17 protein-coding genes, 1 pseudogene and 1 riboswitch are annotated in these 21,679 nt (G+C 63.2%); of the genes and pseudogenes, 10 read left to right on the forward strand and 8 right to left on the reverse strand.

What is annotated here, in order from left to right; genetic code table 11:
• Positions 1-31 precede the first annotated feature (31 nt).
• Positions 32-487: a hypothetical protein gene (locus QRN54_RS16665; RefSeq protein ID WP_285182451.1), complete on the reverse strand. Its 456-nt coding sequence runs from the start codon at positions 485-487 to the stop codon at positions 32-34.
• Between the two features lie 91 nt (positions 488-578).
• Here QRN54_RS16665 and QRN54_RS16670 point away from each other — a divergent pair, with 91 nt between their 5' ends.
• The gene (locus QRN54_RS16670; RefSeq protein ID WP_037129351.1) at positions 579-1,253 is read left to right on the forward strand and encodes a class I SAM-dependent methyltransferase; all 675 of its coding nucleotides are present in this window, start codon (positions 579-581) and stop codon (positions 1,251-1,253) included.
• Here QRN54_RS16670 and speB read toward each other — a convergent pair.
• Positions 1,217-2,173 (reverse strand): agmatinase, encoded by a 957-nt coding sequence (speB, locus tag QRN54_RS16675; RefSeq protein WP_003941134.1) that lies wholly within the window; start codon positions 2,171-2,173, stop codon positions 1,217-1,219. The two genes, QRN54_RS16670 and speB, sit on opposite strands and share 37 nt — an antisense overlap.
• 146 nt (positions 2,174-2,319) lie before the next feature.
• Between speB and QRN54_RS16680 the strand changes: the two genes are divergently transcribed.
• From QRN54_RS16680 to QRN54_RS16695, 4 genes are all read left to right on the forward strand, one after another.
• Entirely contained in the window at positions 2,320-2,955 is a 636-nt protein-coding gene (locus tag QRN54_RS16680; protein ID WP_007727089.1) for a helix-turn-helix domain-containing protein, read from the forward strand.
• A gap of 133 nt (positions 2,956-3,088) precedes the next feature.
• Positions 3,089-3,934, forward strand: coding sequence for a carbon-nitrogen hydrolase family protein (locus QRN54_RS16685; protein WP_007727087.1), 846 nt, complete (start codon positions 3,089-3,091; stop codon positions 3,932-3,934).
• A complete protein-coding gene (locus tag QRN54_RS16690; RefSeq protein WP_285182452.1) occupies positions 3,931-5,619 on the forward strand; it encodes a flavin monoamine oxidase family protein in 1,689 nt (562 codons plus the stop codon). Before QRN54_RS16685 ends, QRN54_RS16690 begins: the two co-directional genes overlap by 4 nt.
• 127 nt (positions 5,620-5,746) lie before the next feature.
• A complete protein-coding gene (locus QRN54_RS16695) occupies positions 5,747-8,953 on the forward strand; it encodes an NAD-glutamate dehydrogenase domain-containing protein (RefSeq protein WP_083055931.1) in 3,207 nt (1,068 codons plus the stop codon).
• On the opposite strand, the gene QRN54_RS16700 is transcribed toward QRN54_RS16695, so the two are convergent.
• Positions 8,930-10,447, reverse strand: a complete 1,518-nt coding sequence (locus QRN54_RS16700) for a PucR family transcriptional regulator (protein ID WP_064111427.1) — start codon at positions 10,445-10,447, stop codon at positions 8,930-8,932. The genes QRN54_RS16695 and QRN54_RS16700 overlap by 24 nt on opposite strands.
• A gap of 128 nt (positions 10,448-10,575) precedes the next feature.
• On the opposite strand from QRN54_RS16700, the gene gabT reads away from it, so the two are divergent.
• Positions 10,576-11,940 carry a 4-aminobutyrate--2-oxoglutarate transaminase gene (gene gabT, locus QRN54_RS16705; protein ID WP_007727077.1) on the forward strand — a complete coding sequence of 455 codons (1,365 nt, stop codon included), beginning with the start codon at positions 10,576-10,578 and terminating at the stop codon, positions 11,938-11,940.
• 1 nt (position 11,941) lies between these two features.
• The gene (locus QRN54_RS16710) at positions 11,942-13,387 is read left to right on the forward strand and encodes an NAD-dependent succinate-semialdehyde dehydrogenase (protein WP_042922728.1); all 1,446 of its coding nucleotides are present in this window, start codon (positions 11,942-11,944) and stop codon (positions 13,385-13,387) included.
• A gap of 52 nt (positions 13,388-13,439) precedes the next feature.
• Here QRN54_RS16710 and dszD read toward each other — a convergent pair whose 3' ends face one another.
• The 3 genes from dszD to QRN54_RS16725 all read right to left on the reverse strand — a co-directional run bounded on the left by dszD (position 13,440) and on the right by QRN54_RS16725 (position 15,819).
• Entirely contained in the window at positions 13,440-14,018 is a 579-nt protein-coding gene (dszD, locus tag QRN54_RS16715; RefSeq protein WP_003941189.1) for an NADH:FMN oxidoreductase DszD, read from the reverse strand.
• Between the two features lie 208 nt (positions 14,019-14,226).
• A complete protein-coding gene (locus QRN54_RS16720; protein ID WP_047269684.1) occupies positions 14,227-14,700 on the reverse strand; it encodes a YbaK/EbsC family protein in 474 nt (157 codons plus the stop codon).
• 15 nt (positions 14,701-14,715) lie between these two features.
• Positions 14,716-15,819, reverse strand: a complete 1,104-nt coding sequence (locus tag QRN54_RS16725) for a membrane protein (protein ID WP_003941129.1) — start codon at positions 15,817-15,819, stop codon at positions 14,716-14,718.
• Positions 15,820-15,945: 126 nt separating this feature from the next.
• Here QRN54_RS16725 and QRN54_RS16730 point away from each other — a divergent pair, with 126 nt between their 5' ends.
• The 3 genes from QRN54_RS16730 (at position 15,946) to QRN54_RS16740 (ending at position 20,505) form a co-directional block, all read left to right on the forward strand.
• A complete protein-coding gene (locus QRN54_RS16730) occupies positions 15,946-16,530 on the forward strand; it encodes a TetR/AcrR family transcriptional regulator (protein ID WP_029254386.1) in 585 nt (194 codons plus the stop codon).
• Between the two features lie 45 nt (positions 16,531-16,575).
• A riboswitch (M-box (ykoK) riboswitch) is annotated at positions 16,576-16,749 on the forward strand.
• Positions 16,750-17,097: 348 nt separating this feature from the next.
• Positions 17,098-19,791, forward strand: a complete 2,694-nt coding sequence (gene mgtA / locus QRN54_RS16735; RefSeq protein ID WP_285182453.1) for a magnesium-translocating P-type ATPase — start codon at positions 17,098-17,100, stop codon at positions 19,789-19,791.
• A gap of 9 nt (positions 19,792-19,800) precedes the next feature.
• Positions 19,801-20,505, forward strand: coding sequence for an MgtC/SapB family protein (locus QRN54_RS16740; protein ID WP_003941187.1), 705 nt, complete (start codon positions 19,801-19,803; stop codon positions 20,503-20,505).
• Between the two features lie 85 nt (positions 20,506-20,590).
• On the opposite strand, the gene QRN54_RS16745 is transcribed toward QRN54_RS16740, so the two are convergent.
• Positions 20,591-21,199, reverse strand: coding sequence for an MDR family NADP-dependent oxidoreductase (locus QRN54_RS16745; RefSeq protein WP_233405705.1), 609 nt, complete (start codon positions 21,197-21,199; stop codon positions 20,591-20,593).
• Between the two features lie 105 nt (positions 21,200-21,304).
• Positions 21,305-21,601, reverse strand: a pseudogene (locus tag QRN54_RS16750) (NADP-dependent oxidoreductase); the annotation flags it as partial.
• Between the last annotated feature and the right edge of the window lie 78 nt (positions 21,602-21,679).

Consider the following 21,679-nt stretch of genomic DNA (forward strand, 5'->3'; position numbering starts at 1 on the left):
GATTTCACGAAGGTTGGAGTTCTGGTTCAGTTCACGGGGAGTCGAGGTCACTTCGTCGTGGCCACCCGGTCTCCGTGAGCACGGTTGCTGGAACTGACCTCAACGGGGAGGCGGGGCCGAGACCGTGGAGGTCTGCGTCGTCGTCGATTTCGGACCAGAATTCGTCCGCCGAAACATCAAGGCCGAGAACGATCCACGGCGGTCCGGCTTCTTGGAACGCGTACGAGACGGTTCCGGTACGCGGAATTGTCGTATCGAACAGTCGGTCTCCGACGGGATAGCCCTGCTGCTCGCCGACCAAAGTCAAGGTAGTCGGTTCGAAGGATGCATCGCGCAGAATCTTCTCGACTGCGCGGTCGAAGCTCTGCTGGACGCTGAACTCTTCGTCCGAGTTCGAACCGGTGAACTCGGGGAAATGCGCACAACACAAAACGTATGGGCCTGCTGAGTTGCAGTAGAGACGAAACACGGGAAATCCACCGGCCACGACGTGACGTTAGCAGGGCGTCGAAATGGAGAAGTTGCTGTTTCAGCAAAGATGGTTGCGTGAGTTGTGGAAGGTCGTTCATCCTGGGTGCATGAGCAACGAACACCACAATCACCACGAAAACTCCGATACCACTGAGAATCCGTACGCCAAGGCGGACGCACAGTTCTGGAATTCGCTGTACGAGGAACGCCCCGCGCGCTGGAGCGGAAATCCCAACCCACAGTTGATTGCCGAAGCCTCCGACCTGGAACCGGGCACGGCACTCGACGTCGGTTGCGGCGAAGGTGCCGACGCTTTGTGGTTGGCGCGTCGCGGGTGGAAGGTCACCGGCACCGACATCTCGTCGGTTGCGCTCGGCCGCGCCCAGGCTCACGTCGAGGGCGAAGGCGTCGACATCGAATGGCTGGAAGCCGACCTGACGAAGTGGGATCCGCAGGGGCGCTCGTTCGATCTGGTGTCCGCGCAGTTCTTCCACATGCTCGAACCCGCGCGCGGGGAATTGTTCCGTGCTCTCGGAGATCTGGTCGCGCCCGGCGGGCATTTGCTGATCGTGGGCCACTCACCTCACGAGTCGCCGACCGAGCACCATCGGGCCATGCTCCATACACCCGAATACGTGGAGTCGCTGTTCACCGATGGTTGGAAGGTGTTGGTCTCGGAGTCGCGGGAACGTGATCTTCCCGCGAACCCCGAGATGCATCACACGACGGATACCGTTGTGCTGCTTCAGCGATTGAGTGCGAGCACCGACAGCAACTCGTAAGCGACGTGGGCCGCTGCGATACCGGTGATCTCGGCGTGGTCGTACGCCGGCGCTACCTCGACGATGTCGGCGCCGACCACGTTGAGTCCTACCAACCCACGCAGTGTGTTCAACAATTCGCGCGAGGTCATGCCGCCCGCTTCGGGTGTTCCGGTGCCCGGAGCGTGGGCGGGATCGAGTACGTCGATGTCGACGGAGACGTACACCGGCCCACCGTCGAGGCGCTTACGCATGCGCTCGACGATGCTGGCGACACCGTCGACCTCGTAGTCGTCACTGCGGATCACCTGGAAGCCGAGGACGCGGTCGTCTTCGAGGTCCTTCTCGCTGTAGAGCGGTCCACGGATGCCGATGTGCTGCGAACGCTCCATGTCGATCAGGCCCTCTTCACTGGCGCGGCGGAAGGGGGTGCCGTGGGTGAAAGGCTGACCGAAGTAGGTGTCCCAGGTGTCGAGATGAGCGTCGAAGTGCAGGACGGCGATCGGGCCGTGATCGCGGGCCAGTGAACGCAGGATCGGCAGTGCGATGGTGTGATCGCCGCCGAGCGTGAGCACGGAGGAACCGTCGGCGCGCAGGTCGGTGACGGCGGACTGAACCGTCGTGAGAGCTTCCTGGATGTCGAAGGGGTTGACGCCGATGTCGCCGAAATCGGCTACCTGCTGATTGGCGAAGGGCGAGACCTTCAGCGCTGGGTTGTACGGACGCAGCAGCTTCGACGCAGCGCGGATGTGCCCCGGACCGAACCGGGCACCGGGGCGGTAGCTGACACCCGAATCGAAGGGGATGCCGAGGATCGTCACGTCGGCGCGCGAGACCTCGTCCAGGCGCGGGAGACGCGCAAAGGTGGTCGGCTCGGCGTAGCGGGGGACGCGCGTGGCGTCGACGGGTCCGATGAACGATCCGGGGTTGTTGGTAGCCATGTGCAGAGGTCCCTGCTCTCGATTCGGCGCACACCGGGCGCCCTTCAGTGATGTAGCTCTCTGAGCAAGTATGGTTTCTTCAAGAGGCTCGGTTGTCAACCCCTGTTTCCTGAAAGGGACACGGCGGTCGTGAAGGAGTGGGTTCAGTGGCCAAGGCGAAGGAAGCGGTCGAGCCGGTCGGACCGCGCATCGGGGCGAGGCTCAAGGCGGCACGTCAATCGAAGCGGTTGACCCTCGACGACCTGGCCGAGGCCTGTGGTGTGACCAAGGGGTATCTCTCGAAACTCGAGCGCGATCACGTCAACGCGTCGGTGGCGACCCTGATAAAGGTGTGCGCGGTGCTCGAGATCCCCGTCGGATCCCTGTTCGAGAATGCGTCCGCCGGTGAAGTAGTCCGCGCCGACGCCATGCCGCAAATCAGCTTCGGTGGCGAAAAGATGACGGAGTACCTGCTCACGCCTACCAACGAGCGTCGAATTCAGGTGCTGCTCGGCGAGCTGGAACCAGGCGGCGGAAGTGGTCGGGAGTTCTACAGTCTGCCGATCGACGTGAACTTCGTGCACGTGCTCGAGGGCGGCTTGCGGGTCTCGTTCGAGGGCGGTCGGACGGATCCGAACGGTGAGGCCGTCGATGCCGAAGACGTCGTACTTGCGGCGGGCGATTCCTTCACATTCACGCCGACGCACAACCATAGTTTTCAGGCCGAAGGCTCGGTTCTGGCGAAGGTTCTGTGGGTCTTGAATCCGGCATTGCCGGAAGGGCCACGCGCGTCGTCTTCGTGAGACTCGAATCCGTCAATGTTGATTCTTAGGAAACAAGAGTTGACATGATTGGCGGCAGCCGTCACGCTGGTAGTTGTCCCCGTCACACACACCGTCGAAAATTGGCGTCACGGAACTCCTGAAGGAGCGCACCATGCATGTCGATTCAGTTCGAGTTGGCCTGTTCCAAGGTCCGCTCACCACCCCGGACACCTTTGCGTCGGTGGAGTTCAACCTCGCTGCAATCGACACTGCTGCCCGCGAGGCTGCAGCATCCGGTGCGAAGATCCTGCTGACGCCGGAGATGTCCGCAACCGGCTACGACATCGGCGAACTGGTGTCGCTACGCGCGGAACCGGCCGACGGCCCGATCTTCGATTCCGTCGCCGCGATTGCTCGAAGTGCAGGCATCGCAGTCGTCTACGGCTACCCCGAACTCGACGGGGGAGATGTCTACAACAGTGTGCAGGTGGTGGACCGCGACGGCACTTCGCTTGCGCACTACCGCAAGACGCACCTGTTCGGCACGCTCGACCGCGAACATTTCCGGCCAGGTGAGACCCTGGTGGTCGGGTTCGATTTCGAGGGCATCCGCTGCGGGTTGTTGATCTGCTACGACGTGGAATTTCCCGAAGCGGTTCGGGCCCATGCCGACTCCGGTACCGAATGGCTCATCGTGCCGACAGGGTTGATGACTCCGTACGAACACATTGCGCAGCAAGTGGTTCCGGCCCGCGCATACGAGAGTCAGATGTTTGTCACCTACGTCAATCGCTGCGGCGCCGAAACCGAGCTGACCTACTGCGGTCTCTCGTGCGCCATCGCGCCCGACGGTGCCGAGTTGGCGAGGGCCGGGTTCGGCCAGGAATTGCTCTTCGCGGATATCGCCGCCGCCACCGTCTCGCAATCGCGCACCCTCAACACGCATCTCGACGATCGACGCCTCGATCTGTATCCAGATCTTTCTGTCACGACTGTCTCCAAGGAGAACCGTAGATGACCATCCCAGTAGCTCCGGACAGTTCCTCGGAACCCGGCAAGCAGCCGCCCCTCACGATGTTCGGGCCGGATTTTCCGTTCCCGTACAACGACTACGTTTCCAGTCCGGCGGGACTCGGCTCGGTGCCCGATCTGGCACTGGGTACAGAAGTTGCCGTGATCGGTGGCGGACTCTCCGGCATGATCGCGGCCTACGAGTTGCTCAAGATCGGTCTCAAACCGATTGTCTACGAAGCTGATCAGATCGGTGGCCGGATGCGGTCGGTCGAGTTCGACGGGCACCCCGGGGTTGTTGCCGAGATGGGCGCAATGCGTTTCCCACCGTCGTCGACAACGTTGTTCCACTACCTGAACGAACTGGGTCTGCAGACCGAAGAGTTCCCCAATCCCCTTGCCGAGGTCACGCCGAGCACCGTCATCGATCTCAAGGGCGAGAGCCACTACGCGCACACTCTCGAGGATCTGCCGCCGATCTACACCGAGGTGGCGCAGGCCTGGCAGCGCACTCTCGAAGAGCATGCCGATCTGATTCCGTTGCAGCAGGCCATTCGTGACCGCGACACCGCAGAAATCAAGCGGATCTGGAACGACCTCGTGGTGCGCTACGACGACCAGACGTTCTACGGATTCCTCGCCGCGTCGAAGCACTTCAAGTCCTTCCACATGCGGGAAGTGTTCGGACAGGTCGGATTCGGTACGGGCGGTTGGGATACCGACTACCCCAACTCGATCCTCGAAATCCTTCGTGTGGTCATCACGGCCGCCGACGACGACCACCGCGGCATCGTCGGTGGATCGCAGCAGCTGCCGATGCGGTTGTGGAACCGCGCCCCGGCGCACATGGCGCATTGGCCTGCCGGTACTACGGTCGCTTCGCTCAACGACGGTGAGACGCGTCCCCGCGTCACCGAACTCCGGCGTACCGAGCCCGGCAACATCACGGTGACGGACTCCGAAGGTTTCATTCGCACGTATGCGAGTGCCGTTGTGACAGTGCAGAGTTGGATGCTGCTGAACAACATCAGGTGTGACGACGATCTGTTCCCGATCGACCACTGGACTGCGATCGAGCGAACTCACTACATGGGTTCGACCAAGGTGTTCGTTCTCGTCGACCGCCCGTTCTGGAAGGACAAGGACCCCGTGACCGGCCGTGATTCGGTGTCGATGACACTGACCGACCGTATGAGTCGCGGCACCTACCTGCTCGATCAAGGCGAGGGCAAGCCAGGCCTGATCTGCTTGTCGTACACCTGGTCGGACGATTCGCTGAAGCTGCTGGCGCTCGACGCCACCGAGCGCATGAACATCATGCTGCGCTCTCTCGAAGAGATCTACCCCGGCGTTGACTTCCGCAGCCACATCATCTCGAGCCCGGTGACGCTGTCGTGGGAAACCGAGCGCGACTTCATGGGCGCATTCAAGGCGAACCTTCCGGGGCACTACCGCTACCAGGAGCGCCTGTTCTCCCACTTCGTGCAGAATGATCTCGAACCGCGTCATCGGGGAATCTTCCTCGCCGGTGACGACGTGTCGTGGACCGCCGGCTGGGCTGAGGGCGCGATCCAGACCGCGATCAACGCGGTATGGGGCGTCGTCAACCATCTCGGCGGCGCTGCGCCTGCCGAGAATCCCGGACCCGGCGACGTGTTCGAGGAGCTTGCTCCGATCAGGTTGGGCGACTGAGCTCACCGCAACTGCCGAAATGTCGTGCCCGATGGGGGTTGGTACTCCTATCGGGCACGACCTCTTTCCGGTGATCCACGCAACACTGGAAAGTGTTCGGATCCAATAATTTCCAGGAGGGTGTTCAATGGCGAGCACATCATCGGCGACCAAGACCGCAGCTGCAGAATCGAGACCGGCAGGCGGTGATCGATCCGGTGACCCGGCGCTCGAACTGGTCGCCGAATTGGCAGCAGCGGGCCAGCGACTCGTCTTCCGTCAGGGCGACGACTTGAACAGCGATGCCCTGAGCAGTGACGATCTGACCTGTGTGGTGCTGTGGCCGTCCGGAGAGCCCTCCCTCTCCGATCTGTGCGAGAACTTCGAGTCCCTCGGACTCCGAGTTTCGACGCACCGCCCCCTTCCAACCGTTCTGGGTTCGGCGCATTACTTCACCTTCGAGCCGAGCACCTTCGACGGCAGTGCGCTGGAGAAGATGGCGGACGCCTTCGAAGCCGTCATCGCCGGACAGACCCGGATGGACGCATTCTCCAGTCTGATCGGACGAGCAGACATCACGTGGCGCGACGCAGAGTTGCTGCGCGCTGCGTGCCGTTTCCTCGCTCAGGCTCGTATCGGGCTGTCCGAGAGCTACATCGTCGGAGTGTTGGCAGCGAAGCCACTCTTCGTACGGCAGGCAATCGAACTCTTCACTGCGCGTTTCGATCCCGCCGTAGCAGGATTGCGGGAGACAGCAGTGGCCACCGCGGCGGCGGCCATCGACGAATCAGTCGACGGTGCAGACACTCTCGACGAGGATCGCGTCTTGCGCGGCGTTCGTTCGTTCCTGCAGGCGACTCTGCGCACCAACTGGTACCTGCGTGGTGAGTCCGGCGACCCGCTGCCGTACGCGTCGTTCAAGATCGACTCGCAGTTGCTCTCCACCCCACAGAAGACCGTTCCCTTCCGCGAGATCTACGTCAGCGCACCCAATGTCGAAGGCGTTCACCTGCGTAGTTCCTCCGTCGCCCGTGGCGGCCTGCGTTGGTCGGATCGATACGAGGACTACCGCACCGAGGCCCTGAGCCTCATGAAGACCCAGAGCGTGAAGAATTCCCCGATCGTTCCTTCGGGTGCCAAGGGCGCGTTCGTGGTTCGGGGCACGTCGTCACCGACTCCGGCGCAGGTGCAGGAGTCGTACAGCACCTTCATTCGCGGCTTGCTGGACGTGGTGGACAACATCGTCGACGGCGCTGCGGTACACCCGGCAGAAGTAATCGAGTACGACGGTGAAGACTCCTATCTCGTCGTGGCAGCAGACAAGGGGACCGCACGGTTCTCGGACGTCGCGAACGGCATCGCCGTCGAGCGTGGTTTCTGGCTCGGCGACGCTTTTGCTTCCGGCGGTTCGGCCGGCTACGACCACAAGGCGATGGGCATCACCGCTCGCGGCGCCTGGGTAGCGGTTCGACGGCACTTCGCCGAGCGCGACCTCGATGTCGACACCGATCCGTTCACCGTCGCGGGTATCGGGGACATGTCCGGCGACGTGTTCGGCAACGGAATGTTGCTCTCGCACAAGATCCGTCTGGTCGCGGCATTCGATCACCGCCACATCTTCATCGACCCGAACCCCGACACCGAGACGAGCTTTGCCGAACGCGCTCGCCTCTTCACCGTGCCGCGCTCGTCCTGGGACGACTTCGATCGCACCGTGATGTCGCCGGGCGGTGGCGTCTGGCCGCGGAGCGCGAAGTCGATCCGCCTTCCGCTCGAGGCGCGTGCGGCCCTCGGAATCACCGAGGAGAACTTGACCCCGCAGGAACTGATCCGAGCGATCCTGTGTGCTCCGGTGGACCTGTTGTGGAACGGCGGCGTCGGTACCTACGTGAAAGCGTCGACCGAAAGCAACGTCGACGCGGCCGATCCGTCCAACGACGCAGTTCGCGTCAGCGCTGACGAGTTGCGTGCAACCGTGGTGGGTGAGGGCGGCAACCTGGGTTTCACCCAGCGTGCCCGCATCGAATATGCCGCTGGCGGAGGACGAATCAACGCCGACTTCATCGACAACGCGGCAGGCGTGGCTACCTCGGACCGTGAGGTCAACATCAAGATCGCACTCGCAGAGTTGGAAGCGACCTCGCGCAATGAACTACTCGCGGCGGCCCAGGACGAGGTGGCCGCATCGGTGCTCGAGGCCAGTGAAGATCAGACCCTCGCGATCAGCCTGGCCGAGCACCGCGCACCGGCCCTGCTCGATCAGCACGAGCGGTTGATCGAGAACCTCGTCTCGGCGGGCGCCATGAAGCGACTGGAAGAATCTCTGCCCGACTCCAAGGCGCTGGCGGTCAGGGCGCGTGCCGGGCAGGGTCTCCTGCGGCCGGAACTTGCTGTGCTGGTGGCGCAGTCGAAGAACGTACTGACGGCGGAATTGGGGGCGTCGACCGTCCCGGACAATCAGATCTTCGCCGATCGTCTCCCGCAGTACTTCCCGCTCTCCGTCGTCGAGGCAGCACCGGACGCGGTCCGCGCACATCGGTTGGGCCGCGACATCATCATCACCTCGGTGGTCGACGAACTGGTCAACCGCGTCGGCCCCGGCGTGCTGTTCCGGCTCGAGGAACACCTCGGAGTCCACAGTCCGGAAGCGGCTCTGGCCTACGCAGTAGTCAGCGAAGTGCTCGGCACCGAGGAACTTCGGCGCGAGATCTTGAACTCGGAGCTGCGCGCCACCGAGCAGTTGCAGGCTCTCGATCGCTTGCAGCAGTTGTTGGAATCCGAGATGAGCTGGGTGTTGCGTCGTCCGGGAGCAGCCGGCCGGTTCACCGTGAACCCGCGCGCCGACATCGATCGGTGGGCAGCCCCGGTGCGGGAACTCACCGACGGTTTGCCGGCCAGCGAGCGCATCGAGGCGTCTTTCGGAGCACTCGCCCTGGCAGACATTGCACTGCAGGAGAATACGACGGCCGCGGCCGCAGCCGCGATCTATCGGGAACTCTCCGACGCTCTCGACCTGGGCGATGTTCTCGGCGGCGTCGACGTCGCCGTCGGTGCCTCGCATTGGGAGGTCATGGGCAGCGCTGCCGTCCATGCCAGGTTGACGGCGCGTTTCGCGGACCTCGTGTCCGGTGCGCTCGGTGAAGGTATTCCGGAGGTCGTCGAGTTGTGGACCGCCGCCAATCCGCAAGCGGTGCGCCGGTTCACGGCTTTGATGTCGAGCGTGAGCCGCAGCGGAGCGCTGGACACCGCCCGTCTCTGCACGGTCGACGCCGAACTCGAACTACTCGTCCGCGGTGCGTCGAGCTTCGCTTCGGTGCACGCGGAGGAGGGTTCAGCGGCCCTCCCAGGCGAGTAGCGATAGCAGCAGTTCGGCTCTGACCCTGGCCTGTCCGAGGTCGCATTGCAGCAGTTCCTCGATGCGTGCGATGCGACCTCGGAGGGTGTGCCGATGAACACCGAGTTCGGCTGCGGCCGATTCCCATTGGCCGTTTGCCTCGAGATAGGCGCGCAAAGACGCGGCCAGTGCGGTTCCGTGTGCCTGGTCGTGTTCCGTCAGCACCGGGATGGTGTCCGCAGCCATGGCGATCAATGCCTCACGGGCAGACTCGGATGCCAGAATCGTCGAACCACTAAGAGCGTCGAACTCGAGAATACGCGCCGTAGCCGTCGTGAGGTTGGCCGCGGCGCGGGCCTGGACGAGTGCGCGGGGTGCGTCGAGAAGACGGTGAGGGGTGCTGATTCCGGCACGCACCGTCTTCGCCTCGGTGGGGGAGAGCTGCGCCAGTAGTGTTTTGGCAGTGTCGATTGTGTCGGTTCCGCGAAGGAGGACGGTCAGCGAACCGTCCTCGGATTGCGCGAACAATGGCCGGCCTGCTCGCGCGAGAGCGTTGTCGAGTTCGCGAAGAACGGGGCCGAGTCCGGATCCGCGAACGTGGACGACACGGACGTTGCCGTGCGTGTCGCTCGCTTCGTCCAAGTACGACGGCACACCGTCCTCGGGGATTCGGCCGTCGAGTAAGAGCCCGAAAGCCATGGCGTTGAGTCGAGTTCGCTCGGCCCGTAGTCGAACCGGTTTCTCGAGTTCGAGAGTGAGCAGCGAGACCGCATGCCCGAGCAACACTCTGTCGATATTGCTCAGGGGCCCGGCGCCCGCCATGGCGAGGTAGCCGTGCCAACTGTCGGTGACGCCGACGGGGGACAGTGTCAGCGTCCGTTCGGGTGTGCTCTGCGAGATCGACGCCGGAGCGTTGGGATCGCGGGTGGTGGCCGCGACCGCGCGAACCTCGGTGATCAACGACTTCTGGTTTGCCGGATGCACCGCGGTGATCCGATCACCGACAAACGCCACCGAAGTTTTTGTGGCCGTGGCTAGTTCACGCACGATCGCCGACACGCCACCGCGCAGTGCAACGCGGGTGATGCGCGTCTGTACTTCTGCCGCGCGGAGTACCGATTCGTATTCCTGCTGGCTCAGACGGGTCATCACCGCGCGCGTGACTGCCGCGAACGGGGTCGTGAACGGCACTTCCAGCAGGGGGAGTCCGCGGCTGCGGGCGGCGGCAATCAGGTCTGTGGGCACACTCTCGTGGGAAAGGCCGGTCCCGAAACCCAGAGCCGATACTTCTGCGGCGGCCAGACGGTCGATGTACTCGCTGTAGTCGGTGGCGTCCGCGCCCACCAGTGCCAGCCCGGTGGTGAGCACCAATTCGCCGCCGGAAAGCCACGGGGTGGGGTCCGTCAGCTCTGTGGCCTGCGCAAACGTGACGGGGTGGGTGGCAGCTGCTCGGTCGGTGAGCAGAGCCAGCGAGAGGTGTTTCTGGCGCAAGAGCCACGAGATCGGAACCGTCACCTGATCAAGGCTAGCTGTCGTTGCCGATATGGAGTAGCCCTGGAGCTCCGGGTATCCATTTCGGCAGTGCTTGCGGTGCTTCGCGCGTCGCATACTCGAATGCAATACACAACCGAGAGGGTGGTCACATGAGTGCAATCGAATACCGGCTTCCGCAGGAGCGTCGCATCGTCACGGAGTTCCCGGGCCCGCGCTCGGCTGCGCTCGCCGAACGCCGTAAGAAGGTCGTCGGCGCCGGCGTCGCATCCACCCTCCCGGTCTACGTCGCCGACGCAGACGGCGGAGTCATCGTCGACGTCGACGGCAACTCGCTGATCGACCTCGGTGCCGGTATCGCGGTGACCAGCGTCGGCGCCTCCAACCCGGCCGTCGTGTCCGCAGTTCAGGATCAGGTCGCGCACTTCACCCACACCTGTTTCATGGTCGCTCCGTACGAGGGCTACGTCGAGGTCGCCGAGCGTCTCGCCGAGCTCACCCCCGGTGACCACGAGAAGCGTTCCGTGCTGTTCAACTCCGGCGCAGAAGCCGTCGAGAACGCCGTCAAGATCGCCCGTCACGCAACCGGTCGCGACGCAGTCGTCGTCTTCGACCACGCGTACCACGGCCGCACCAACCTCACGATGGCACTGACGTCGAAGTCCATGCCGTACAAGAGCGGCTTCGGTCCGTTCGCCCCCGAGGTCTACCGCGTCCCGATGTCCTACCCGTACCGCGAGGGCCTCAATGTCGACGGCTCCAAGATCACCGGTGAGCAGGCCGCTCAGCGCGCCATCACGATGATCGAGAAGCAGGTCGGCGCTGCCAACACGGCCGCCATCCTCATCGAGCCCATTCAGGGTGAGGGTGGATTCATCGTTCCCGCAGAAGGATTCCTCCCGACGCTCGTCGCGTGGGCCAAGGAGAACGGCGTCGTCTTCATCGCCGACGAGGTTCAGGCAGGCTTCGCTCGTACCGGCGCCTGGTTCGCCAGCGATCACGAGGGCATCGTGCCCGACCTGGTCACGCTCGCCAAGGGCATCGCAGGCGGCATGCCGCTCGCCGCTGTCACGGGCCGCGCCGAGCTCATCGACGCTGTCCACCCCGGCGGCCTCGGTGGCACCTACGGCGGTAACCCCGTCGCCTGCGCCGCTGCATTGGCGTCCATCGACCAGATGCGTGAGCTCGACCTCTGTGGCCGCGCACGCACCATCGAGTCGACCGTCGTCGGCCGAATGAACGCACTGGCAAAGGAACTCGACGTCATCGGCGACGTTCGCGGTCGCGGCGCGATGCTCGCCATCGAGCTGGTCAAGCCCGGCGGGCAGGAGCCGGACGCCGACATCACCAAGAAGATCGCCGCCGAATGCCTCGCTGCCGGCGTCGTGATCCTCACCTGCGGTACCTACGGCAACGTCATCCGTCTGCTCCCGCCGCTGGTCATCTCCGAAGAGCTGCTCGACGACGCGTTGACCGTCCTCGAGACCGCTATCCGCACTGCAGCACAGGGGAACTGACATGTCCAACGTCTCGGATCTTCTCGACTCGGTACCCAAGGGTCTCTGGCTCGGCGGCAAGCTCGTCCCGGCCGAGAAGACCTTTGCGGTCTACAACCCGGCAACGGGTGAGGAACTCGCCCAGGTAGCCGACGCCACCGCTGCCGACGGTATCCGTGCGCTCGACCTCGCCGCTGCGGCGCAGGAAGACTGGGCGGCCACTCCGGCACGTGTACGCGGCGAGATTCTGCGCACCGCCTTCGAATTGCTGCACGCTCGCGCCGAGGACTTCGCGCTGATGATGACCCTGGAAATGGGTAAGTCGTTGGCAGAGAGCCGCGGTGAGGTCAACTACGGCGGCGAATTCCTGCGCTGGTTCAGCGAGGAAGCAGTACGCATCGGCGGACGTTTCACGCAGGCTCCGGCCGGCAACGGTCGCATCCTGGTCACCAAGGAAGCCGTCGGACCGGTCCTCGCGATCACCCCGTGGAACTTCCCGCTCGCCATGGGCACACGCAAGATCGGACCGGCGCTGGCTGCCGGTTGCACCATCATCGTCAAGCCCGCCGAGGACACGCCGCTGACCATGCAGCTCCTCGGTCAGGTGTTCGCCGATGCCGGTCTGCCCGACGGTGTGCTCTCGATCCTCCCGACGTCCGACGCGGCCTCCATCAGTGGACCGCTGATGGAAGATGCGCGTCTGCGCAAGGTCACCTTCACCGGCTCCACTGGCGTGGGAAAGTTGTTGGTGCGCAATGCCGCTGACAAGCTGCTCCGCACGTCGATGGAACTCGGTGGCAATGCACCGTTCATCGTCTTCGACGACGCGGACATCGACGCAGCTGTCGACGGCGCAATGCTCGCGAAGATGCGTAACGGCGGCGAGGCCTGCACCGCGGCCAACCGCATCTACGTCGCCAACTCGGTGCGCGAGGAGTTCACCGACAAGTTCACCGCCAAGGTTGCGGCCTTGAAGGTGGGCGCCGGTGACGCCGAGGGCACCAACATCGGACCGCTGATCAACACCAAGCAGCTCGCAACCGTCACCGGACTCGTCGACGACGCCGTGTCCAAGGGTGCTCGCGTTCGCACCGGTGGATCGGCACCCGAAGGCCCCGGGTTCTTCTTCACCCCGACGGTCCTCGACCAGGTGCCCGCCGACGCGCGCCTGCTGAAGGAAGAGATCTTCGGACCCGTTGCGGCAGTGGTCGGTTTCGACACCGAAGACGAAGCGATCGCGGCTGCGAACAACACCGAGTACGGTCTCGTGGCGTACTTCTACACCCGCGACATCGACCGTGCGATGCGCGTCTCGGCCAAGCTGGACACCGGCATGGTGGGCGTCAATCGCGGCGCGATCTCCGATGCTGCCGCGCCGTTCGGTGGGGTGAAGGAATCGGGCTTCGGCCGTGAAGGCGGAACCGAGGGTATCGACGAGTATCTCGATACCAAGTACGTAGCGCTCTAACTTGCTGTGCGCCTTTATTAACCGCGGGCGGTTAATAAAGGCGCACAGTTGTCTATTGACCTAACGGAGTCGGGCGGTAGTACTTGCCCTCGTGGTAGAGCAGCGGTGCGGCAGCGGATTCGTCGTCTTCTTCGGCGTGAACCCGCGTGACGAGTCCGATGACCAGCGTGTGGTCGCCGACAGGGATCAACTGGTCGACCTTGACGCGCATCCAGCTGGGGGTGCCGTGCAGCACCGGTTCCCCGGTGTCGAGCACTGCCCACAGTGACTCGTCTGCAAAACGCTGATCGGCACTACGCGCAAAGCGCTGGGCCAGATGCTGCTGATGTTCGCCGAGAAGGTGGATCACCAAGGACTCGGCTGCCTTGAGTGCATTGATGCTCGACGACGTCTCCGCGATGTTGAACGAGACGAGCGGCGGCTCGAGGGAGACGGACGAGAACGAGGTGGCGGTGAAACCCACCGGGCCGGTACCCGAATCGAGGGTCACGACGGTGACACCGGCGGGGTGGCGGCGAAGCGCAGCGCGGTAGTCACCGGCGCAGATGCCGGTGGACAACTCGGGCGTCGCTGCTACTTCGGGGACGTCGGGGGTGGTGTGGCTGGAAACGGCATTCGGCTTGTCAGACAACGGGAACTCTCCGGCTGGAACTCGAGGTGTGCGGTGTGGTCGAGGTGACTGCGCTCGGCATACACAGACAGGCGTCGGTGCGGCACAGATCTACGTGCCGTCGACGCCAGTGGTTGCCGGCCGGGGTCCTGGTTGCAGTGCACATGGTGCGTCCAACTATAGGTGGACGCACGTCTGAGTGGTTTCGGACCGGGTTGGCTGAAGTGCTTCAGTCCATGTCGACGGCGAGGCCGGCGGTGATTCGGAGGAGTTCGGAGTACGTCGTGCGAAAGACCGTGTTGGGGTGCCCGGCGGCTGCCCACAACTCGGGGTACTGCTCGAGGGCGGTATCGACGTACGTCGGCAGGTTGGTGGGATGCCCGAGCGGAGCGACCCCACCGATCGGCTGGCCCGTCGCGGACTTCGCCATCTCCAGCGGCGCCCGCGTGAGCTTGCCTTCGAGGCGTTCGCCGGTGGCCTTCAGATTCACCTGATGCGCGCCGGAGACCAGCAGCAGGACCGGATCGTCGTCGAGAAGGAACACCAGTGACTTGGTGATCGCGCCTACCTCCACCCCGACGGCCGCCGCTGCCTCGGCCGCGGTGTGCGTGGCGTCGGGCTGCGTGACGATGACGCCGTGGTGACCCCGCGAGATCAGTGTTTCGGCGACGTGCGAGGCGTTGGGGTGGAGGAGGCTCGTCATGAGTTCAGACTAGGACTAGTCGGCGTTCGCCACAGCTGGAGTCGGCGTCGTGTCGGTGGACTTTCGGTTACGACGGATCGTGAAGCCGAACAGCATGACCGCACCGATCAGCGCGTACAGGAACAGCGTCAGAGCAGGCTGGCCGACGCCGACGTTGTTGAAGTAGACGATGCTCCGCACGCCTTCGGTGCCGGCGCCAGGTGTGATCCATCGGCCGATGGCGGCATAGAACGAGGGAATCACGTTGGAGCCGAATGCGCCTCCCGCACTGGGATTGCCGAGAATCACGAAGACGGCGATAGCCAGCGGGACTGCCAGAACGCCGATGGCAGCGCGCAATCCGAGTGTGAACATGGCGGTGCCGAACACCACGGCTGTTCCCAGGATCCACAGCGGGAACCAGTGGCCCGCGAAAGTTCCGAGCACGTGTGAGGTGATGAGGGCGCCGAGGGCTCCCGAGATGATCGAGTAGATGGCGATCACGCCCGTGTGTGCGCTTGCCTGGCGGAGGGTCTTCGGCGCACCGATGAACAGTCCGATGGCTGCCGCAAGGAGATAGCCGCCGACGACCCAGCCGACCGAGAGGTAGAAGCCGGAGAGGCCGCGGTTGTCGTGGGCTCCGACGGGGATCTCGTCGCGGACGACGAACTGTCGGTCCTGTGTCGCCTCGACCTTCGTGAACACCGCTTCGAGTGACGTAGCGATGGAGCTGCCGCCCGCGCTCGCGGTGATCAGGGTGTCCGGTCCGGCCGGGTTGATGACAAACGCGCCCTGGATCTCGCGGTCGTTGATCATGCGGCGAGCGGTCGCCGTGCTGTCGACCACCTGAGCGTCGAGCGGGCTGCCGTCGATGGCGTTGAGTTTGTCGGCGATCTGCTGATCCATGCCGTCGGGTGTGCCCTGATCGGCGATGACCGCGATTTCGATGTCTCGCGGAGTCGGCTGATGGAAGGCGGCGACGTAGCTGAGGATGAAGCCCATCTGCAGCAGGAGCACGCCGACGAACAGCGCGGCCATCACCTTGGGTGCGCCGTATTTCACCAGCAGATTGTCGTGGTGGTGTTCGTCGTGGGTGGAGCTGTTGTCTGGTGCGGCGTGTGCCGGATGCGTAGTGGTCACGAAAGAGTCCTGATCTTGTCGAAAGTAAAGAGCTTGTCAATACCCGAGGTATTGAATACTCTAGGTATCGTGACTGAATCTCGTCAACCGGACTGGACGCCGGTAACCCGCCCCGGACGTGACGTGGTGCGGCAAAGACTGCTCGACGCTGCGGCGGAAGAGTTTGCGGAGCGCGGATTCAGTGCCGCACGTCTCACTGAAGTTGCTCGCCGAGCGGGCTTCACCAAGGGGGCTGTCTACTCCAACTTCGAGTCGAAACAGGATCTGTTCGCCGAACTGTTCGCGCAACGGTCTCTCGAACTGGCCGGCCGTGTGCTTGCCGAGATCGCCGGGATGAACCCGGCCGACGCGGCGGGCAAAGGTGGCGAGGCCATTGCAACGTGGATGGTCGACGACCCGGGGTGGTCACTGCTCGTCCTCGAATTCGGAGTGCTCGCCGGACGTGATCCGCAGATCGCTCAGGCGTACTTACGTGAGCGTCGCCACTTGCGCAGTCAACTCGTGGAGTTGATCGGTGAACGTGCCCGCGAATGGGGAGTGGACGATTCCTTCGATGTGCGGACCACTGCAATATCGTTGATGGCCTTGATATCCGGGCTCGTTCTCGAGCACTCGGTGGATCCGGAAGAAGTTGATCAGAGCGTGATGGGTGCCGCCGTGACGGCACTCTTCGCCGGCGCCGTCGCACGGGCAGGATTGCCCGCCGTCTGAGTTGCTCGGTTGACAGGCAACAGATTTGAGAACTACCCTCTGGGTGCAGTACCTCGTTAGGTGAGGCTTCTGCACGAACACAGGCCACTGATCTCACGACGTCGAGAGACGCCCAAGGTTAGGACAGATCTCCCCGGCTTAAGGGGTGATCCAAAGTGGCTTCCCGGTCTTGATCGGGACACGTCGTGCAGTGCCAAAACTCGGACGTGGAGGTGTTTTCGCAGCTTGATGCCGGTTTCTTCCGGCGAAGGCGAGAGTACGTCGATATTCGGTTCTCCTGGCGTGTGCTGTGCGCATGTACTTTGTGTGGCGTCATCGGACGCCCCGAACTTTCAGGAGGTGACCATCGTGGACGACCCGCCGAGTCGATATTCGACCCATCCTTCTGTTCTTGCCAACGATGCTCACCCCGGTCTTTTGCTCTTCAGTCACTGACTCTTTGCATCCTCGGCTTCATCTGCGCGGCTTTGCCGCGTCCGCTGACGACTTCCATTGTCGCTCAGCGCATTCTGCTGCCCTCATGCACTGGCATGGTCCGGCGTGTTCGGGCAGCCGAGGAGATTCGTCATGTCATTTTCCGTTCTCGCATTGCGGCCACGGCCCACGAGAAACATTGCACAACAAACACATTCAACAGTCCTGGCAAAGGAAAGCGCACAGGAATTGGTCGACTACTCGGCCTCGGACACGCGCACCGTCCTCGCCGATCTGACCACGACGGCCAACGGCCTTCGCGACGATCAGATCGACGATCTTCGTCGGCAATACGGGCGCAACGATGTCCGCCACGACCGCCCGGCGCCGGCAATCGTGCAGTTCGCGGGGGCCTTCAAGAACCCGTTCATCCTGATCCTGGTATTCCTCGCCCTGATCATGGTCGGGACCGACGTGGTCTGGGCGGACCCCGAGGACGGTCCTTCCTACGAGGGCATCATCACTCTCGGGTTGATGATCTTTGTCAGTGTCTCACTGAGGTTCTGGCAGGAATACCGTTCGAGCCGCGCCGCCGAGGCGCTCAAGGCGATGGTTACGACGACCGTCGCGGCCACCCGCAAGATCAACAACACCGTGGTCACGGCTGAGATTCCGATCGAGCAGTTACTGCCGGGTGATGTAGTCCAGCTTGCCGCCGGCGACATGATCCCGGCCGATGTCCGCATCATCCGGGCCAAGGATCTACAGGTCAATCAGTCCATGCTCAGCGGTGAATCGATGCCGGCCGAGAAGTCGGCGGACCCGTCGTCGGGGATCGACGTCGATCGCCTGCTCGAAGCCGAGAACATCGGGTTCATGGGTACTTCCGTCGTGTCGGGCAGTGGCACCGCCGTCGCGGTACACACCGGCAAGCGGACCTACTTCGGTGCCATGACAGCACAATTGGCGTCCAAGCGGCCCGAAACCAGCTTCGACATCGGGGTGCGCAGCGTCAGCTATCTGCTGATCAAGTTCATGCTGATCATGGTTCCCGCGGTGTTCATCATCAACGGGCTGACCAAGGACTGGAGCCAAGCACTACTCTTCGGCGTCGCCACCGCCGTGGGGTTGACTCCGGAAATGTTGCCGCTCATCGTGACGGCGAACCTGGCCAAGGGTGCGCTCCACATGTCGCGCAAGAAGGTGATCGTCAAGCAGATCAACGCGATTCAGAACTTCGGTGCCATGGACGTTCTGTGCACGGACAAGACCGGAACTCTCACCGAGGACCGCATCGTTCTCGGTGAGCATCTCGATACTGCCGGACGTAAGTCCGAGGACGTATTGCGGCTAGCGGCGGTCAATTCCGTGAATCAGACCGGATTGCGCAGTCTTCTCGACGACGCGGTGATCGAGGCCGCCGGTCCCGAAGTGGTCGAGGAGATCTCGCGTCGGCACGGGTTGGTGGACGAGATTCCCTTCGACTTCAAGCGCCGTCGACTCTCCGTGGTGGTCGACCACGGAGACGCCGATCTGATCGTAACCAAAGGTGCAGTGGAAGAGCTCCTTTCGGTCTGTGAATCGGTGGAACTGGACGGGGTGACCCACCAATTGACACCGGGATGGCTGGCCCGAGTCGACCGTCTGGTCGCGGAGCTGAACGGTCAAGGCAAGCGAGTGCTTGCGGTGGCAACCAAGACAGTCGTCGAAGAGCAGCGCCGCGAGTACTCGACGGCCGACGAAGAGGGCATGACCCTGGTCGGTCTGCTGGCCTTCCTCGACCCGCCGAAGGAATCTGCGGCCGGGGCGATCGAAGCCCTCGCGAGCCACGGAGTCGCGGTCAAGGTAGTGACGGGTGACAACGAACTGGTCGCCGAAACCGTCTGCGGCAAAGTCGGTATCGACGTGGGGACCGTGGTCTCCGGCGCCGAGATCGAAGCGTTGAGCGACGACGCCCTCGACGAGTTGGTGCAGCGGACAACCGTATTCGCGAAGACGGATCCGATGCAGAAGGCACGCATTGTCGAATCGCTGCGCCGGGTCGGCCACACGGTTGGTTTCCTCGGTGACGGTGTCAACGACGCACCCGCACTGCGGGCTGCGGACGTCGGCATCTCCGTTGACACAGCGGCGGACATCGCCCGCGAATCCGCGGACATCATCTTGCTGGAGAAGGACCTCGGTGTACTCGAACAAGGAGTCATCGAAGGGCGTCGTACCTTCGGAAACATCCAGAAGTACATCAAGATGACTGCGTCGTCGAACTTCGGGAACGTCTTCTCGGTGCTCGTCGCCAGTGCCCTGCTGCCGTTCATCCCCATGATTCCCGTAGTTCTGTTGTTGCAGAACCTGATCTACGATCTCTCGATGCTCACGATCCCGTGGGACCGTGTCGACGACGACTTCCTCGCGAAGCCCCGCAAGTGGGAGACCAAGAGCCTTCGCCGGTTCATGGTGTTCATCGGCCCGATCAGTTCGATCTTCGATATCTCGACGTTCGCGCTGATGTGGTTCGTGTTCGCCGCCAACTCTCCCGAGCATGCAGCGCTGTTCCAATCGGGTTGGTTCATCGAGTCATTGATCTCGCAGACGCTGATCGTTCACATGATCCGCACCCGCAAGATCCCGTTCATCCAGTCGCGTGCATCGCTGCCGGTACTGCTCAGCACGGGCGCTGCCTGCGTCTTCGCGCTGGTGTTCCCGTTCACGTCCTGGGGTCATTCCCTCGGGTTGGTTTCACTGCCGTGGAACTACTTCCCGTGGCTGGTCCTCACCCTCGGGGCATACTGCGTCGTCACGCAGGTGGCCAAGGGAATGTTCATTCGTCGATTCGCGACCTGGCTCTAGGAGTTCACCGTGGAAATCCACGTCATCCTTGTGCGGATAGCGCTCGGGCTCGTCCTCGGCGCTGCCGTCGGGATCGAAAGGCAATGGCGCGCAAGGATGGCGGGTCTGCGAACCAACGCGTTGGTGAGCTTGGGTGCGACGCTCTTCGTCATCATGGGCGCGTACGGGTTTCAGGGGCCGGACGCTGATCCGACGCGCGTCGCAGCGCAGATCGTCTCGGGGATCGGCTTCCTCGGTGCCGGGGTGATCATGAAGCAGGGAGCCTCCGTCACCGGCCTGAACACCGCCGCAACCTTGTGGGCCACGGCCGCCGTCGGCGCGCTGGCGGGCGGCGGAATGTACTGGGTGGCGGTGTTCGGTGCCGGTGCAATCATGTTGGCGAATACGTTGTTGAGGCCGTTGGGCCGGATGATGGATCACCAGCCTGCCCGCACCGGACGCGAGGAACCGCCGGCTGACTACACCTTCGAGGTGACCTGCCACGGTGACGCCGAAGCTCACATCAGAGGGCTTACCGTGCAGTCCATTTCGAGGCCGGAGTTCCAGCTCCGGTCAGTGCAGTCCTTCGACATCCCGGACAGCGACCGCGTACGAGTGGTCGCGGAATTGGCCGCAGCGGAGCGTGACGACGGACTCCTGGAATCCGCCGTCAGCCGGCTGAGCTTGGAACCGTTGGTGACTCACGTCCGGTGGGAGGTGGAACCGTCGAAGTAGTTTCGGAGGCCAGACTCTCAAATCCAGAATTGCGGAGGACTCGTACCGGCACCGGCGTACTATGCCAATGTGGGAGCAGAGCTCCCTACAGTCGGCACAGAGTCTTTCCGGTGTTGTTGCCATTGAGCATTCCGACGAGCGCGGTGGGTGCTAGGTCGAGCCCATCGAATACTGTCTCCTGGTACGTCATCATGCCTTTGGCGAGGTAACCGCCGACCTCCGAACGTACGTCCGCATACAACTCGTCATATGCCCCTGCGCGAAACCCTCTCACTCGCAGGCTCTTTGCGGTGATCTGGAAGAGATTCGTTGGCCCGGGCGCGGGGGAAGATGTGTCGTAGGTCGAGACGGCCCCACACATCGCGATGCGGCCGCCTGGCCGGAGGTGATCGAGGGCTGCGCCCAGATGATCGCCACCGACGTTGTCGAAGTAGGCGTCGATACCGCCCGGGACGGCTTTGGTCAGTTGCGTCTTCAAATCGCCGGCACGGTAATCGATTGCATGGGAGACGCCTAATACACGCCGGAGGTATTCGACCTTCTCCGGGCCGCCTGCGGATGCGACAACCGTGTTGCCTCGCAGCACTGCCAATTGCACCGCAATGCTTCCGACGGCGCCGGCTGCTGCTGAAACCCAAAGTACATCATCGTTTTTGAGCTCGAGGACCTCGAAAAGCCCTACGTAGGCGGTCAAGCCGGCACTGCCTAGTGGCCCAAGGTACCACTGAGGGGGAAAGTTGCCCGGAGTAATCTTCGTTAGCCCGCCTGTACCACCGAGCGTTTCACCGTCTGCGGTAACCACCGCGTAACTGCGATATCCGAACATGTGAGAGACCATCTCGCCAGCACTGAATCCCGGACTTCGAGATTCGACGACAGTGCCGATAGCCAGGCCGACCAGTGGATCTCCGGGAGCCAGGGGTCGTAGATACCCCGAAGGCGTTGTGGCGCTGAGCCGCAGTCGGATCGACGGATCTATCGAAAGCCAAGTGTTTCGGATCAGAACCTCACCCCGCGACAAGGTAGGCACGTCGGCATCGACGATCGTGAAATGTTCCGGCGCTAGAGGGCCGGACGGACGTGTGGTCAGGCACACAACTCGATTGTGAATGGCGATGATCCTTTCCGGATAGCTGGGATCTTGTACGGACCGGCAAGGGAACGCAGTGCAAGG

Origin of the sequence: Rhodococcus sp. MEB032, assembly GCF_030208925.1 — a bacterium.
Taxonomy (GTDB): Bacteria; Actinomycetota; Actinomycetes; order Mycobacteriales; family Mycobacteriaceae; genus Rhodococcus_F; species Rhodococcus_F qingshengii.